We start from the raw sequence: 14,799 nt of genomic DNA on the forward strand, positions 1-14,799 counted from the left end.
AAAAGAGAAACTTCTGCTCGAGAACAGAAACTCCCGCCCGAATAGAAATTTCATTCCATAAATGGGCACATCAAACCTTATAAGTTATCTACCCTTATACCCTTTCCGGAAAATTTCCTGGACGGGATGGACGGTAACATATGCGTTCGGATCAATGTCATCAATAATTTTTCGGAATGGAACAATTTCATATCGATTGATGACCAGGTAGAGAACTTCCCGCTGTGATCTGGTATAGCCGCCTTGTCCTTCCAGCACCGTTATACCACGGGCCATTTTATTCGTAACAGCGTCCAGAACCTCATTAGGTGAGCTGGAAATAATCATGACCGCTGTTCGTTCATTGGCACCTTCGACCACAACATCAATAATTTTTGCCCCGACATAAACGGAAACAAGCGTGTACATGGCGCGTTCCTGACCGATAATAAACGCTGAACCGGCGATGACGGCAATATCGATAATCAGCATTCCTTTGCCGATTGTCCACCCAAATGCCTGGTTGGCGAGCCTGGCAAGGATGGCGGATCCGCCTGATGTCCCGCCGGCACGGAAAATCAGACCAAGGCCGAGGCCAACTCCAAGGCCGGCGAATAAGGCTGCCAGCAGCATGTCATCGTTGATTTCAGAACCCCAATCAACGGTGACGTGCAAAAAAAGTGATGTAAAAATAATACCGAGAATCGTATAGATGGTGACACGTTTTTCAAAAAACTTATAGCCGAATGCAATCAGTGAGCTGTTCAGCACAAGGTTAACAATGCCGGGAGACCAGTCGAACAGATAATAGGTGACAATGGTTACCCCGATAACACCGCCTTCCGATAATCGGTTCGGGATGGCGAAATAATTGACCCCGATGGCAAATATGAACGACCCGATGATAATCATAAATGTATCGCGAATTGTTTGATTCATAAACAGTCCTCCTTCGCGGTTATAAATCTAGTGCCGTAATCAAAATAAGTCGCAGTCTATTATAACGGAAGCTTAGTTGTTTGAGAAATGAAGAGGGTTAAATACGGCAGGGTTACTTGTTCACATTAATCCGCGCGACAGGCAGCGAATTTCGCGCAGCAGTCCTGTTAAATCGCGTGACAGGCGGTAAAAATCGCGCGCGGCGGTATCTTGCTAATCCGTGCAACAACCATTGCATTCGCGGAACGAAAAATTACTTTCGCGCGACACTTGTAAAATATCAAGCGTTCTCCAGCACGTAAAATCATATAAAAAACCGGGCATCCACAATGCCCGGTTGAATCAATTTAAAGACTCAATTATTCATCTTCATTAAACGTAATGACACGGCCCCACAGATCTTTCGTTCCCCAGATACCGCGGCGGAGCACTTCCAGCTGAACGACCTGGCTGTGGTCAACGAACACGTTCACTTCCGGACCATAGTTTTTGATATACCATTCAAAAACATCCGGGTCGGCCGCTTCAAACATAACATTTTCAGTGCCAAGCTCCCGGGCAAATTGGGTAGCAATTTCCGTCCGCCATTCATTGACGCTTTCAGTTATGCCTTCTGATTCGATCATCAGCATATAAGCTCCTGCTTCAAGACAGCGTTTGCCGACTTCAATAGCTTGTGATGGATCGGTGATGCCTTCAGCTTCATTTTGTTCGGCTGTATTTGTTCCGCCGGCTCCGAATTGAACGCCGATTTCCGGTTTGGCAAGCAATCCTTTTTTCTGCACTTTTTCAACGAGGCGTACAATGTCATCGGTTGGCATCGTAATGAACCCAGTTGAAATTTCAATGATGTCGAAGCCGAGACGCTTACACTCATTAAGGTAATGATCGACAGCCTCAGGTCCTTGCGTCAAAACAGTCTCCATAAAGCCGCCGGTTGAAACTTTCACATCATAGTCATGAGCAAGGTCAAGCAGTTCCCGCAGTTTATCTTCCGGATAAAGTATAAACGATCCTCCGGAAAATTTTAGAATGTCCACATAGTCACCCATTGTTTCCAGAATATCCCGCAGATAACCGGTGCCCATGGGAGTATAGTATGGACCGCGGATTTCAGTAAGCCCTTTGTTACGCGGTTTTTCCTGACGGCTGTTCATCTGAATTTTTTGGAAAGCTCTTTGGTTACTCATATGATTCATCCTCCTCAGGTTTGATTTGACCAAGCAGTTCCGTTAACTCGCTGACTTTTACATTTTCCAGATTTTTAATCGTGTCTGCGATTTTACTGGCAAGTGCACTGTCAATGCCCCGGGTCAGTCCATTGTATTTTTCCATCAGGACATCCCAGCTGGCGGGCTGTGTTTTGAAACCCTGGTAATCGCGTTTTTCTACATCAAAAATCTGTCCGTCATTTGTTTCAAGTTCAATCCGGCATGCCATTTCGTCCGGAAAGCGGCTGCTGTAGTCGTCATCAGGCTTGACATTGACTTTCTGCAGCAGTTCCTGGATATCGTCGCGCTCGATACGATCAGGTTCATATTGCTCCGGCATGACCTGACCGTCAAGGTAGGCAGCAGCCAGCATATATGGCAGTGAATGATCGGCTTCTTCTTTGTACCGAATCAGTTTCTTGCCGCCTTCTTCCCCGCCGCCGATAATGTTATAAGCAACATCAAATGTGGTGAGCCGAATTTCCTTAATATTTTCTGGTTTAATATTTTCATGATCCCGAATTTCAAGCAGACCTTCAATGGATGATTGTGAATGAATTTCGGCATTGAAGCGTTTAATGATTGTATCGGTGACCCGTTCAAGATTTTCCTTATCCCAGTCGATTGCAAAGTCGCCTGCAATCGAGTCCATCAATCCTTTGTTGCCTTCAAAAACTTCTCTTGGGCCGGTGATGCCGTACTTGGCCAGCATGCTTGCGTGCATAGCGCCCATTGCTGTATTCGGGTACGCAAGCCCCTTCCAGTTTGACAATTCACCTGTTCTGGTTACTCGAAGTGAATTATAGCCTGTGCCGGCGATTGCGATGGCATTGGCAATATGACCGCTGTCAAGTCCCATTACCCGTGCCGCTCCGGCTGCAGCACCATATGCACCCTGAACAGTATGATCAAAACCGTATTTTCGGACAGGTGCAACATCTGACAGGCGACACTGTATTTGATAGGCAATCGCCAGTGCCAGCAAAAAGTCTTTTCCGTCAGTATCAGCATACTCAGCAGCTGCGAGTACCGGTGCGATATTGTCGGATGGGTGTCCTGTTTCTTCCTTTGCAAGATATGAATCATTAAAGTCGAGGTAGCGGACAGCCGCTCCATTGTAAAATGCTGCATAATCAGGCGTTGTTTTGCCTCCGCCTATGAGCGTTACAAGCGGTTCACCACCAAGATCCCCTGTCATCCGGCGAATATTTTTGACCGGTTCGCCGTTAAGTGCACCGATTGCTACACCGATTGAATCGAGCATACGGCCCTTCAGTGCTTCCTTTGCTTCATTGGACAGCTTATTCCAGTCGGCATGGTGCACCCAATCGGCAAGCTGTTCGACCATCGTTCTTTCGTTTGACAAGTGAATCACCTCCAAAATGTGTTGGAACTCCCGCTTGAACGGGGCAGGGAAGATCCCCGTTTTAGGCGAGCCTCAGTGGCCACAAAGAGGAATCAGGAAGGAAGTTTCTAACCTCCCTTCACTTATTATGATATGACATTTAATGATAAAAATAAATTATTTAAACTTAAAAAACCGATATTAAATACTTATATCATGTGATAAGTTAATGTTTTAGTTTGATTAGAGCGCTGATGAAAGCCAGTACTGATTTTTCTTCCCGGATAATAAAATGGTATTAGTGATCTGCAGGAGGGGTTCTATGCGGAAGATAGCTGTCATCCTTATCGTGTTAATCGGTGGTGTTGCAGTGTTTTTGTTCTTTCACAAGTCGAACGAAAAACAAGCAGCTGAAACGGCTGAGGCATTTTATGCGTATGAACAGGATGGTAATTTTTCCGATTCATGGGAGTTGTTTCACCCAGTGATGAAAGAGAAATTTGATAAAATCGATTATTTACAGGACCGCGCTCATGTATTTATGGATCATTTTGGTGTAACGACATTCACTTTTTCGGTAGGGGAAGCAACGGAAATGGAGGACTGGGCCTTTGAAAATAATGCGGATACAATTGATACCGTTTATCAGGTACCCGTAACACAGGTCTTTAAAGGGAAGTACGGAAATTTCACCTTAACGCAAAATATGTTTGTCACCGATGTCGAAGGTGAATGGAAAGTGCTTTGGAATTATAAAAAATAATCAAATGGCTTAACTTATAGGTAAATCTTCGGCTTCGGCAAAACAAACCGAGTCAGGATTTTTTGTCAATGATATAAGAAAGCATAAACTTTTGGCTCTACGAATGCTTTAAGGCCTTCATCCGCGTTATGAAGGCCAAAAGTAATCGAATTGCTGAAAAAACTTCCTCATTAGGATAATGAAGAATGAATCACGGCGGAATAATCAGGGTGTCGTTCATCAAGTATTTAAAGCCAATTTACTCATCCTTAATCCGATACAAATAAATTCGATATATCGACTTGTCGTTTTCGAAGCTCCGCTCAAAAGCGAGTCCGTTTTCCTCATGATTTTCAATCGGCAGCGCCGACAGAACATAATCGCCCCCCATCTCACGGAGTGCATCTGTATTGATGTTCAGGTTGTCGAGGACTTCATCACTGGTTTTCTTAAAGACATAATTCTCGCCAAGTTCAGCCACATACATATACAATCGGCCGCCCCACGTATCAAAATAATTTTTCAGAGACGGATTTTTGTCCAATTCCGGCGCAATAATATCCCTGAATTGCCGCTTATACTCCAGTGGAAAACTGTTATTATACGTATCCAGTGTATAAAATCCGTTAAATTGCGCGATGGTCGGGTGCATGGCGATACTAACCACCCTGTATTCCGACTGATCCTCCCCAATATAGTTCTCGATTGATTCGAACAGCTCTTCGGAATAAAACTCTTCGTATGTCGGCATTCCGAGCCGGTCGTACTTCAATTCTTCATTCAGCCAGAATACACTCGCACATTGTGCAATAATTAGAAGGGTGACAATTGTTTTCCCGAACCGCATATGTTTCCATAAAAGCCACAACGCCAGGGCAAAGCAGATATACCAAATCATCGGATCCAAAAAATGAATCCGGCTGAAATTGAATGTATTAGCGAGCATCATGTTATCTTTGACAATGCGCCAGCCTTCCCAGTACCAGAATGCATACCAGAGGGAAAGTGCTGCATTGAACAGCAGCAAACTAGCGAGCAGCATTGGTCTTAAACGTTTGAAAATAGCCACGACAAAGGCTATCCCGATAACAGGAAGAATGATATATGTATGAATAGCCATGTCATGTGTGTGTCCGGTAAGAAAATTTTTAAAAAACAGGCTGATGGTTTCGATCAGGCTGTTATGTCCCAAATCTAGAGCTTCGCGGTGGGACGTAAAGCCTTCATTGATAAACATGGAATAAATGACCATGTAATTTTTGATCAGATAAATACCCGTCATGCCGGCAATGGCTGTGAAAAATGCCCAATTGCTGTGTTTGGAACGTATCCAATCTACCAGCCAAAAAACACCCATCAGACCAAGGAAAAACACAAATGTTAATATAAAGTTTGAGAAAAATGGAATCAGCATTAGCGTCAGCCAGTGATACCAGGGTGTTTGCCATCTGTTGTCCCGGATGGACAGGAATAAATAGAGCGCGAGCGGGAGTCCGGCAATTGACAAGAGCCCAGACGGCCAAAAAGGGAGCATGGCAAATGCGAGGGAGACCCCTGTAACGAGCCATTTCGAGCTGATAAGCCGCCGCAGCAGCAGATACATCCCAAAAAATCCGGCAAACCGCATAATCGTCTGACCGATTGTGTAGGCGGTCATCGGTTCAAACAGCGTATAGAACCACACCATTATGTCCAATGGTGTGGCAAGCGTACTGCGTGGCAGACCGTTGATGACATTGGGCAGTTCAGACATTGAAAAAAATTGCCCGCTTTCTGCCAGCAGTTTGTACCAGACGATATTTGAATCCATGTTATCGTGTACACGAATATGCGTGTCCTCACCCAGAATGTAATAGGGTGACAGATAAACAGCAATCATCAGACAGGCAATCAGAATATGTTTATAGTTTGAAAAAACGTTTGATATGGCTGATGACATGATCTACATCCTTTTCTTTCATTCCGTAATACAAAGGGAGGCGGAGGAGTTTTTCGCTTTCAGCCGTCGTATAAACATCACTTCCGGTAAATTGGCCGAATGTTTGCCCGGCTTCGGATGAATGGAGCGGCACATAATGTGAGACAGCCATGATGCCCTGTTCTCTCAGATAATCCATCAATTCGGAGCGACGGTCGGTTTTTATGTAAAACATATGGCCATTATGTGTGCAATTGTCCGGGATGAAGGGTGTCGAAATCTCCTCAACGTCTTGCAGGCCGTCATAGTATTTTCGCCATGTTCGAAGTCTGTCCGCCATAATTTGTTCGGCGTACTCCAGCTGGACGGAAAGATACGCGGCATTCAGTTCGCTTAACAGATAGGATGAGCCGATATCACGCCATGTATATTTGTCAACCATCCCTTTGGCAAATTGCTGTCGGTTTGTTCCTTTCTCCTGCAGAATTTCAGCCCGTTCAACGGCGTCCGTGTGATTCACGATCAATGCGCCACCTTCACCACATATAACGTTTTTCGTTTCATGAAAGCTGAATGTGCTGAAATGGCCAATGGTACCGAGCTTCCTGTCATGATATGTGCTCGTCAGTGCTTGAGCAGCATCTTCAATTACCCATAGGTTATGGCGGTCGGCGATATCCATAATTGCGTTCATATCACAGCTGACACCGGCATAGTGGACAACGGCAATGGCTTTCGTTTTTTCGGTGACGGCGGCTTCAATGGCTTCAGGTGATATGTTCATCATTTCCGGTTCCACATCGACAAACCGGATGGCCGCTCCTCTTAATGCAAATGCATTTGCCGTAGAAACAAAGGTATAAGAGGGCATAATGATTTCATCTTCCGGTCCTGCTCCGGTCAGGAGTGCTGTCATCTCCAACGCTGCCGTGCAGGATGGGGTCAGAATTGCCCGCTCACAGCCGAGGTAATCTTCCAGCCAGGTAGAGCATTTTTTATCGAATGGCCCATTGCCGGAAAGTTTTTGATTTGTAATGGCTTCATGCATTGCGGCTTCTTCTTTTCCGATATAACAGGGTTTATTAAAGGGTATCATTTGAAAAACTCCTCACAGTGATTGACTCGTTACGACGATGCCGGCAACAATCAGTCCAAGTCCCACGATTTTATGTACAGTTACCGGATCGCCAAATAGAATAGCAGACAGCAGGAACACAAGTATAAATGAAAGACTCATAAACGGATAAGCAAAGCTGATATTAAACTTGGTCATCGCCGCCATCCAGCATAAAGCAGCCAAAAATGCAGAAGCGAACCCGGAAATAATCCACGGGTTCAGTAAAAGCTGCAACAGGAACAGAAATTTATCCCATAATGCTTCCGGCAGTGTGCCTGCCTGATCAACCTGCCATTTTAAAACGAGCTGTCCATAGACAGTGAAGATGACCGTTCCGAATATATAGAGATACCCCATCACAATACCTCGCCATTGAGTTTATGATAGACATCAATCGTACTCTTCAGTCTGAAACCAAGCGCATAAAACAGGTTCAATGACGCAACATTGGCAGCTGATATGGACGTCCTCAGTTCACTATATCCGGCCTCAAACTGATCATTGCATGCCAGACTGGTATAAGCCTTGGCAAGCCCTCTGCTGCGGTATTCCTCACGTATCCCGAGCAGCAGGACTTTATCCTGATCAAATCCGTAAAAGCCTGCTGTATCATCGTCATATTTCAGCGCAATAATCTTTCCGTCATCCAGCAGATCATTTACCCAGTTGATGTACCGTTTATCAGCCATTGAATCCGGAATGTTAAAGTCACGGTGAAATCGACCGTGTACGAATGCTTCTTCAGCAATCTCCAGGATGGCACCACGGTCATAAGTCCGGGAAAGGCTGATACCCTTTTCCTCAAAGAGCTGCAAATTCCTTTTTTTGCAAACTGGCTCAATTAATGTATCGACATAATAAAAGCCATGGCGCAGAAACGGCTCAGGGTTTTCGAGCGGCCCCACTTTCAATGTGTAATGGCCTTTGTTTTGATCCGTCTCCTCAAGCGCTTCCTCAGATGTATTCATCAGTTCATATGTGTTGATATTGAAATTCCGTTTATCCCACGGGGTTTCGCGTAAATGGGTCATATTATCACCTCTGTTCATCATTGCTTTCAGTCGTTTCACGGATCAGATAAAGGGGTCTGCCTTTTGCTTCATTAAAGACTTTTCCTATATACATACCAAGTATGCCAAAATTAAAAAATACCAGCCCGCCGATAAAATAAATGGAGACCATTACACTGGTCCATCCTTGTACAGGCTGAGCCAGAAAGAAGTAACGCACAAACAAATAAAGACCATACAAAAATGATCCAAGTGCTAATAAAAAACCAAACTGTATGGACAGCCTCAGCGGTTTATTGGATTGGGATATGATAGCATCTGTTGCCAGTGTGATCAGCTTTTTGGGATTGTAGGATGTTTTGCCTTCCTTTCTGGCATTGTGCTCGACCGGAACACTGGCTGTTTTGTAGCCCATCCACTGGATAAACAACGGAAAGAAACGGTTCTGTTCGCGCATTTGCCTGAATGCAAGGACTACTTTCCTCTCGCTGATGCTGAAATTGGCTATCGTGTGATCGGATGTTTTTCCGGTGAAGTAATCGTATACACGGTAAAACATTCGGGATGTATTACGTTTGAGCCAATTATCCTGACGTTCAACTCTGTTTGCAAACACGACCTCATATCCTTCCCGGGCTTTCTCATATAATGCCGCGATTTCCTCCGGGCGGTCCTGAAGGTCACAGTCCATGACGACAATCCAATCACCGGATGCATAATCGAGTCCGGCTGTAATGGCATGATGCTGGCCGAAGTTGCGGGCAAAGTCAACCCCTTTGATCCGGCGGTCCTGTCCGTGCAGCTCCAGAATTGTTTCCCATGCGTTGTCAGGGCTTGCATCGTTGACCAGGATAATTTCCAAATCGGCTGGAATCGATTCGATGGTGTTAATAATCCGGCTGCACAGGTCTTTTAAACAAGTTCCGCAGCCATACACCGGAATAACTGCAGAAATCAAAGGATAGCTTTTTCCCATTGGTCAATATACCATTCTACTGTTTTATTAAGTCCGTCATTGAGTGTCGTCGAAGGTTTCCAGCCTAACGTATTTCTGATCTTGCTGTCATCCACCGCATATCGCCGGTCATGCCCTTTGCGGTCCCCGATATATGTGATCAGTTCTTTGTGGCTATAATGCTCAGGTTTTAAGTGGTCGAGAATATCACAAATCATCATGGAAAGTTCGATATTCGTCCGTTCATTGTTGCCGCCGACATTGTATTTTTCTAATTTCTTGCCTTCATGAAAAATAAGGTCGATTGCCCGGCAGTGGTCCTCAACGTAAAGCCAGTCACGGACGTTTTTTCCATCACCATAAAGGGGAATCGGCTTGCCCTGCAGTGCATTTGAAATGATCGTTGGAATCAGTTTTTCAGAATGCTGCTGTGGTCCATAATTGTTGGAACTGCTTGAAGTGACAACGTTCATGCCGTATGTCTGACCAAAGCTTTTTACAAGCATGTCAGCACCGGCCTTCGAAGCACTGTAAGGATTGCGCGGGTCATAAGGTGTCTGTTCATGGAATTTTTCGTCAGTTTCCAAGTCAAGTGACCCATACACTTCATCGGTGGAAATTTGATGGAAACGTCTTATGGCCAACTCACCCTTCTTCTCCCAAGCGTCACGTGCAGCCTGCAGAAGGACGTTGGTTCCAAGCACATTTGATTCAATAAAGGCTTTGGCATCATTGATTGAACGGTCAACGTGCGATTCAGCGGCAAAATGGATGACACCGTCAACATCATATTCGTTGAAAATCCAGTTTATCAGCTGCCCATCGGCAATATCCCCCTTGATAAACTGGTAGTTATCCGACGCAGCAATCTCCTGTACGTTGGCATCGGACCCGGCATAAGTCAGTTTATCAATATTGATGATCTTATAATCAGGGTATCGCTGCATGATATAGTGTATGAAATTGGATGCAATAAACCCTGCACCGCCTGTAACAAGAAGGGATTTACTCATTTTGAACCAGCTCCAGTATGGGATTTTTGTCGATTGTGTCCCAGTATTGCTCGGAATGTTTCCGATTGGCAATCTCCATCAAGTATTGCCCGTAGTCCGTCTTTTTCATTTGTTCGCCTTTGTCATAAAGCGCCTGTTTGCTTATATAGCCCATATAATAAGCGATTTCCTCCAAACAGGCAATTTTGAAGCCTTGCCGCTGCTGGGTTATTTTAACGAATTCGGATGCCTCGAACAGGGATTCATGTGTTCCGGTATCCATCCAGGCAAACCCTCTGCCCAGCAATTGGACATCAAGCTGATTGCCTTTTAAATATTCTTTATTCAAATCGGTGATTTCCGTTTCACCACGATCGGAATAGGGGAGCTGTTTTGAAATTTGTGCGGCACGGTTGTCATAAATATAGAGCCCTGCCGCTGCAAAATCCGATTTCGGATCTTCCGGTTTTTCCTCGAGTGACAGGACTTTTTGGTTTTCATCAAATTCAACAACACCAAAACGTTCGGGATCTTTTACGCGGCTTCCGAAAATAGTGGCGTTTTTGTGGTTCTTTAAAGCATTTCTGAAAAGTGTCGTAAATCCCTGCCCGTAAAATATGTTGTCACCGAGAATCAAGGTGACATCATCATAGCCAATAAAGTCCTCGGCCAAGACAAAAGCCTCAGGGATTCCATTTGGATTTTTCTGTTCCATATAATTCAGCCGGATACCGAAAGCGGACCCATCACCGAGCATTTCCTTGAAACGCGGCATATCGTCCGGTGTACTGATAAGAAGTATATCTTTGATGCCGCCAAGCATCAAAACTGATAACGGATAATAAATCATCGGTTTATCATAGACATTGAGCAAATGTTTATTAACCCCATTTGTGCTGGGAGCGAGCCGTGTACCGCTTCCTCCTGCAAGTACAATCCCTTTCATGCAAATCACTCCTAAAAGGTTATGGATAACTGTTCATAGGTTACGCTCTTTCTATTATTGTTTATTACCGTTTATACAGAAAATAATCTTACAATTTGATTGCGACTTGATTACAAACGTTTTGAAAGCCTCTAAATCAATGGTAATATTAAATTCCTTTTTCTGTAAAGAGTCCTTTTTACTGGTTTGCAGGTATTTTTACAAGTATGACGAAATATATAGGAAGAAGCAAAAATCGGAGGGGGTATCATCAGTTGCAGACAGAAACGGTTACAGGACCACCAGTGAAGAAAAAGCGCAGCAAAAAGAAAATACTGCTGATTCTTCTTGGGGTGTTGGCAGTAATTGGTATCGTGCTGCTGGTTTTCGTTAATGTGTACATAAACAAATCACTTGCACAAACAGAGGGAACGATTGAACTGCCGGCACTGGAAAACGACGTGACCGTCAGAACGGATGACAGCGGTGTACCGCATATACAAGCCGAAAACGCCCATGATTTATACATGGTGCAGGGGTATATTCAGGCACAAAGCCGCATGTTCCAGATGGAGATGTCGCGAAGGCAGGCTTCCGGCACACTAAGCGAGGTTGCCGGCGAAGCTTCAGTTGAACAGGATAAATATTTTCGGACGCTTGGTTTAAGGCGTGCCGCCGAGGCGTCATATGACATCTATTCTGAAGAAAGCAAACGGGTATTGCAATGGTTTGCCGACGGAGTAAACGCGTACATTGATCAAGCCAAAGCGGACAACAGTCTGCCGATCGAGTTTACCTTAATGGGGACGGAACCGGCTGAATGGACACCGATTGATTCGTTGACGATCGGCAAATATATGGCATTTGATTTGGGCGGACACTGGGAACGTCAGGCGTTCAATTATTATGTGTTGAACAATCTCCCGGATGAAAAAGCATATGAATTGTTTCCGAATTATCCGGAAAATAAGCCCACAATCTTTGAACGGGAAGAAGTGGATGTCGCATTGAGTTTTAAAGATGCCGTGATACCGCATAGCTTTAATGGGAGCAATAACTGGGTCGTGAGCGGCGAGAAAACTGAATCGGGTATGCCGCTTTTGGCAAACGATCCGCACTTGGGGCTTGCCACACCCTCTATCTGGTATCAGATGCATTTGGAATCACCGGAGGTTAATGTCAGCGGCGTTATTTTTGCAGGCGTGCCCGGAATCATACTTGGCCACAATGATGATATCGCCTGGGGTGTCACCAATACAGGACCTGATGTGCAGCAGCTTTATATTGAAAAGCGCAACCCTGATAACCCGCATGAATTTTTATATGAAGGCAACTGGGAGGAAGCGAACGTCATTGATGAACCGATTGAAGTGAAAAACAGTGAAACGATTGATTACGAGGTGATCGAAACACGTCATGGCCCGGTGATTTCGGAGTTTGCCAAAGAGTCTGCCGGCAATACCGTTATGTCGCTTCGCTGGACGGCATTGGAGCCGACCACCGAACTGGAGGCAATTCTGGAAATCAATCAGGCATCAGACTGGGAAGAATTTGAACAAGGGCTGGAAAAATTTCTTGTTCCGGCACAGAATTTTGTGTTTGCAGGAAAAGACGGGACAATTGCCTACAAAGCAAACGGAAATATCCCTATTTATGACAATGCGGATGATGCGTTATTGCCGCTGGAAGGCTGGAAACAGGAAAATGAGTGGCAGGGCTACATTCCATTTGACGAATTGCCGACTATCGTCAATCCTGAAAAAGGTTTTATTGCAACAGCCAACAATAAAATTGCCGGCGGAGAGTATCCGTACCACATCAGTCATATATGGGCACAACCATATCGTTATGCACGAATCGTCGAAGTCCTTTCGGCAGGAGGGGACCTGACGGCGGAAAATATGAAGGCGCTGCAGATGGATCAGACAAATCTGCAGGCACGGGAATTTGTACCTATGTTTGTTGATACACTTAAGGATGCTAACCTTTCCGGGGAACAGGAAGAAGCACTTGGGCTCATGTCGGAATGGGATTACCAGGATGGAAAAAAAGACGCACAGCCACTTATTTTTCACCGGTGGATGGATGAAATCGAAAACGTGCTGTATGACCCTGAACTGCCGGATGAGGTGATGGATTTATTTGCCGGTAAAGGGCAGACGACGGATGAACTATTAAGAAAAGGAAATGCTTCCATCTGGATCGAGCAAAACGGAGGGCTGGAGCACGTTTTGCAGACGTCTTTGGAAAACACACTGACTCAATTAACGGATGAGTATGGCAGCACCATGACAGACTGGAAGTGGGGTGACTATCATCAAGTCCAATTCAATCATCCATTGTCTGGTACCAGCCGATTTCTTAAATTCTTTTTCAATCGTGAAAGCCCGATTCCCGTCGGCGGCAGCAGTGTGACACCAATGGCTGCCAGTTACGATGCCGAAACAGGCATTGTCGATCATGGTGCGTCATGGCGGTTTGTTATCGATATGAATGACACCGGGAAAGGTTATCATATTGTTGGTCCCGGGCAGGCAGGCCATTTCAGAAGTGAGTGGTATCACGATCAGATGGATGACTGGGCAGCGGGAGCATATCACGTGACGCAAACAGATGAACATGATGGAATGGAATTAATACTGACACCAAACGATTAATCGATGAAGGAGTGATTCCGGCATGACAAATCAGGATAATGCTAAGAAACTTGCGGGAGAAGCATCACTGTCACACATTGAAAATGGAATGACAATCGGACTGGGCTCAGGTTCGACTGTTTACTGGATGATCCGGAAACTTGGAGAACATGCACGGGCCGGTCTTGATGTGAAAGGTATTCCGTCGTCATGGCAGTCCGCGGCATGGGCCAACGAATATGGCGTGCCGCTGACGGATTTTTCAGAAGCACAGAAGCTCGATGTCGCGATTGATGGCGCCGACGAAGTGGACGGGCAATGGGACCTGATAAAAGGCGGCGGCGGAGCCCTTGCACGTGAAAAGATTATCGCAGCAGCTGCCCGGAAGTTCGTTGTCATTGTTGATGAATCAAAGCTAGTTTCCCGGCTGGGGGATTTTAAGCTCCCGGTTGAAATTTTACCGTTTGGCTGGGAAGCGACTGCAGGACAGATTGCTGAGCTGGACTGTAATCCAATCCTGCGATGCAATGATGATAACAGTGTTTTTGTCTCTGATAATGGCAACTATATCGTGGATTGTGACTTCGGTGCCATACAGGAACCAACGACATTACATCAGCAATTGAAGCAGCTGACCGGTGTTGTTGAAGACGGATTGTTCCCTGATATGGCTGACGAAGTGATCGTTGGTTATCATGGTAGAGTGGAAGTGCTGCGTGGTTAATATCCTATTTTAAATTATTGCTGTTTACTAATAGAATCTTCTATTTTCATCATTTTATAGAATGAATTCTTACTTAGCAATTTCATAAAAAGCGGAGTGTATTTCCTGAGCAGGTATCATAACACCCAAACATCTCATTTAAATGCCTCGGAGTATAGTCAACTGCAGTGGAAAAGCAATAAATTGAGTGAAAAGAGCCTTGTTACAATAAAAGATTGCTTATCGGATGATGCTGCATGAATTATTAGTCTGTTAATGCTAAAATAAAAACAGAAGACAAATTGTTATAAAACGAGGTTACATCAG

13 protein-coding genes are annotated in these 14,799 nt (G+C 45.0%); 3 read left to right on the top strand and 10 right to left on the bottom strand.

Going from position 1 to position 14,799, the window contains the following annotated elements; all coding sequences use genetic code 11:
- Positions 1-84 precede the first annotated feature (84 nt).
- From VK097_RS06100 to VK097_RS06110, 3 genes are all read right to left on the bottom strand, one after another.
- Positions 85-918, bottom strand: a complete 834-nt coding sequence (locus tag VK097_RS06100; RefSeq protein WP_324210917.1) for a YitT family protein — start codon at positions 916-918, stop codon at positions 85-87.
- 359 nt (positions 919-1,277) lie between these two features.
- Positions 1,278-2,108 (bottom strand): phosphosulfolactate synthase, encoded by an 831-nt coding sequence (locus VK097_RS06105; protein ID WP_324210918.1) that lies wholly within the window; start codon positions 2,106-2,108, stop codon positions 1,278-1,280.
- The gene (locus VK097_RS06110; RefSeq protein WP_324210919.1) at positions 2,101-3,495 is read right to left on the bottom strand and encodes an MmgE/PrpD family protein; all 1,395 of its coding nucleotides are present in this window, start codon (positions 3,493-3,495) and stop codon (positions 2,101-2,103) included. The genes VK097_RS06105 and VK097_RS06110 overlap by 8 nt, the downstream gene beginning before the upstream one ends.
- Positions 3,496-3,796: 301 nt before the next feature.
- On the opposite strand from VK097_RS06110, the gene VK097_RS06115 reads away from it, so the two are divergent.
- Positions 3,797-4,237: a hypothetical protein gene (locus VK097_RS06115; protein WP_324210920.1), complete on the top strand. Its 441-nt coding sequence runs from the start codon at positions 3,797-3,799 to the stop codon at positions 4,235-4,237.
- A 238-nt stretch (positions 4,238-4,475) separates the two neighbouring features.
- Here VK097_RS06115 and VK097_RS06120 read toward each other — a convergent pair whose 3' ends face one another.
- The 7 genes from VK097_RS06120 to rfbA are packed head-to-tail and all read right to left on the bottom strand — an operon-like array spanning position 4,476 to position 11,154.
- A complete protein-coding gene (locus VK097_RS06120; protein ID WP_324210921.1) occupies positions 4,476-6,155 on the bottom strand; it encodes a DUF6044 family protein in 1,680 nt (559 codons plus the stop codon).
- Complete coding sequence (rffA, locus tag VK097_RS06125; protein WP_324210922.1) at positions 6,118-7,230, bottom strand: dTDP-4-amino-4,6-dideoxygalactose transaminase; 1,113 nt, start codon at positions 7,228-7,230, stop codon at positions 6,118-6,120. The genes VK097_RS06120 and rffA overlap by 38 nt, the downstream gene beginning before the upstream one ends.
- Positions 7,231-7,242: 12 nt before the next feature.
- Positions 7,243-7,608, bottom strand: coding sequence for an EamA family transporter (locus tag VK097_RS06130; RefSeq protein WP_324210923.1), 366 nt, complete (start codon positions 7,606-7,608; stop codon positions 7,243-7,245).
- Positions 7,608-8,282 (bottom strand): GNAT family N-acetyltransferase, encoded by a 675-nt coding sequence (locus tag VK097_RS06135; protein ID WP_324210924.1) that lies wholly within the window; start codon positions 8,280-8,282, stop codon positions 7,608-7,610. The genes VK097_RS06130 and VK097_RS06135 overlap by 1 nt, the downstream gene beginning before the upstream one ends.
- A 4-nt stretch (positions 8,283-8,286) precedes the next feature.
- Positions 8,287-9,237 (bottom strand): glycosyltransferase family 2 protein, encoded by a 951-nt coding sequence (locus VK097_RS06140; protein ID WP_324210925.1) that lies wholly within the window; start codon positions 9,235-9,237, stop codon positions 8,287-8,289.
- Positions 9,216-10,229 carry a dTDP-glucose 4,6-dehydratase gene (rfbB, locus tag VK097_RS06145; RefSeq protein ID WP_324210926.1) on the bottom strand — a complete coding sequence of 338 codons (1,014 nt, stop codon included), beginning with the start codon at positions 10,227-10,229 and terminating at the stop codon, positions 9,216-9,218. Before rfbB ends, VK097_RS06140 begins: the two co-directional genes overlap by 22 nt.
- The gene (gene rfbA, locus VK097_RS06150) at positions 10,222-11,154 is read right to left on the bottom strand and encodes a glucose-1-phosphate thymidylyltransferase RfbA (protein ID WP_324210927.1); all 933 of its coding nucleotides are present in this window, start codon (positions 11,152-11,154) and stop codon (positions 10,222-10,224) included. Before rfbA ends, rfbB begins: the two co-directional genes overlap by 8 nt.
- Before the next feature lie 254 nt (positions 11,155-11,408).
- On the opposite strand from rfbA, the gene VK097_RS06155 reads away from it, so the two are divergent.
- Both VK097_RS06155 and rpiA read left to right on the top strand, forming a co-directional pair.
- The gene (locus VK097_RS06155; protein ID WP_414672161.1) at positions 11,409-13,790 is read left to right on the top strand and encodes a penicillin acylase family protein; all 2,382 of its coding nucleotides are present in this window, start codon (positions 11,409-11,411) and stop codon (positions 13,788-13,790) included.
- A gap of 22 nt (positions 13,791-13,812) precedes the next feature.
- Positions 13,813-14,493: a ribose-5-phosphate isomerase RpiA gene (rpiA, locus tag VK097_RS06160; RefSeq protein WP_324210929.1), complete on the top strand. Its 681-nt coding sequence runs from the start codon at positions 13,813-13,815 to the stop codon at positions 14,491-14,493.
- The last annotated feature ends 306 nt before the right edge of the window (positions 14,494-14,799 follow it).

It is taken from the genome of Lentibacillus sp., from assembly GCF_035301675.1.
Classification (GTDB): Bacteria; Bacillota; Bacilli; order Bacillales; family Amphibacillaceae; genus Lentibacillus.

Excerpts from the sequence above, each read along its gene's own strand:
- VK097_RS06100 (WP_324210917.1), bottom strand. The coding sequence starts at position 918 with ATGAATCAAACAATTCGCGATACATTTATGATTATCATCGGGTCGTTC.
- VK097_RS06105 (WP_324210918.1), bottom strand. The coding sequence starts at position 2,108 with ATGAGTAACCAAAGAGCTTTCCAAAAAATTCAGATGAACAGCCGTCAG.
- VK097_RS06115 (WP_324210920.1), top strand. The coding sequence starts at position 3,797 with ATGCGGAAGATAGCTGTCATCCTTATCGTGTTAATCGGTGGTGTTGCA.
- VK097_RS06120 (WP_324210921.1), bottom strand. The coding sequence starts at position 6,155 with ATGTCATCAGCCATATCAAACGTTTTTTCAAACTATAAACATATTCTG.
- rffA (WP_324210922.1), bottom strand. The coding sequence starts at position 7,230 with ATGATACCCTTTAATAAACCCTGTTATATCGGAAAAGAAGAAGCCGCA.
- VK097_RS06130 (WP_324210923.1), bottom strand. The coding sequence starts at position 7,608 with ATGGGGTATCTCTATATATTCGGAACGGTCATCTTCACTGTCTATGGA.
- VK097_RS06135 (WP_324210924.1), bottom strand. The coding sequence starts at position 8,282 with ATGACCCATTTACGCGAAACCCCGTGGGATAAACGGAATTTCAATATC.
- VK097_RS06140 (WP_324210925.1), bottom strand. The coding sequence starts at position 9,237 with ATGGGAAAAAGCTATCCTTTGATTTCTGCAGTTATTCCGGTGTATGGC.
- rfbB (WP_324210926.1), bottom strand. The coding sequence starts at position 10,229 with ATGAGTAAATCCCTTCTTGTTACAGGCGGTGCAGGGTTTATTGCATCC.
- rfbA (WP_324210927.1), bottom strand. The coding sequence starts at position 11,154 with ATGAAAGGGATTGTACTTGCAGGAGGAAGCGGTACACGGCTCGCTCCC.
- rpiA (WP_324210929.1), top strand. The coding sequence starts at position 13,813 with ATGACAAATCAGGATAATGCTAAGAAACTTGCGGGAGAAGCATCACTG.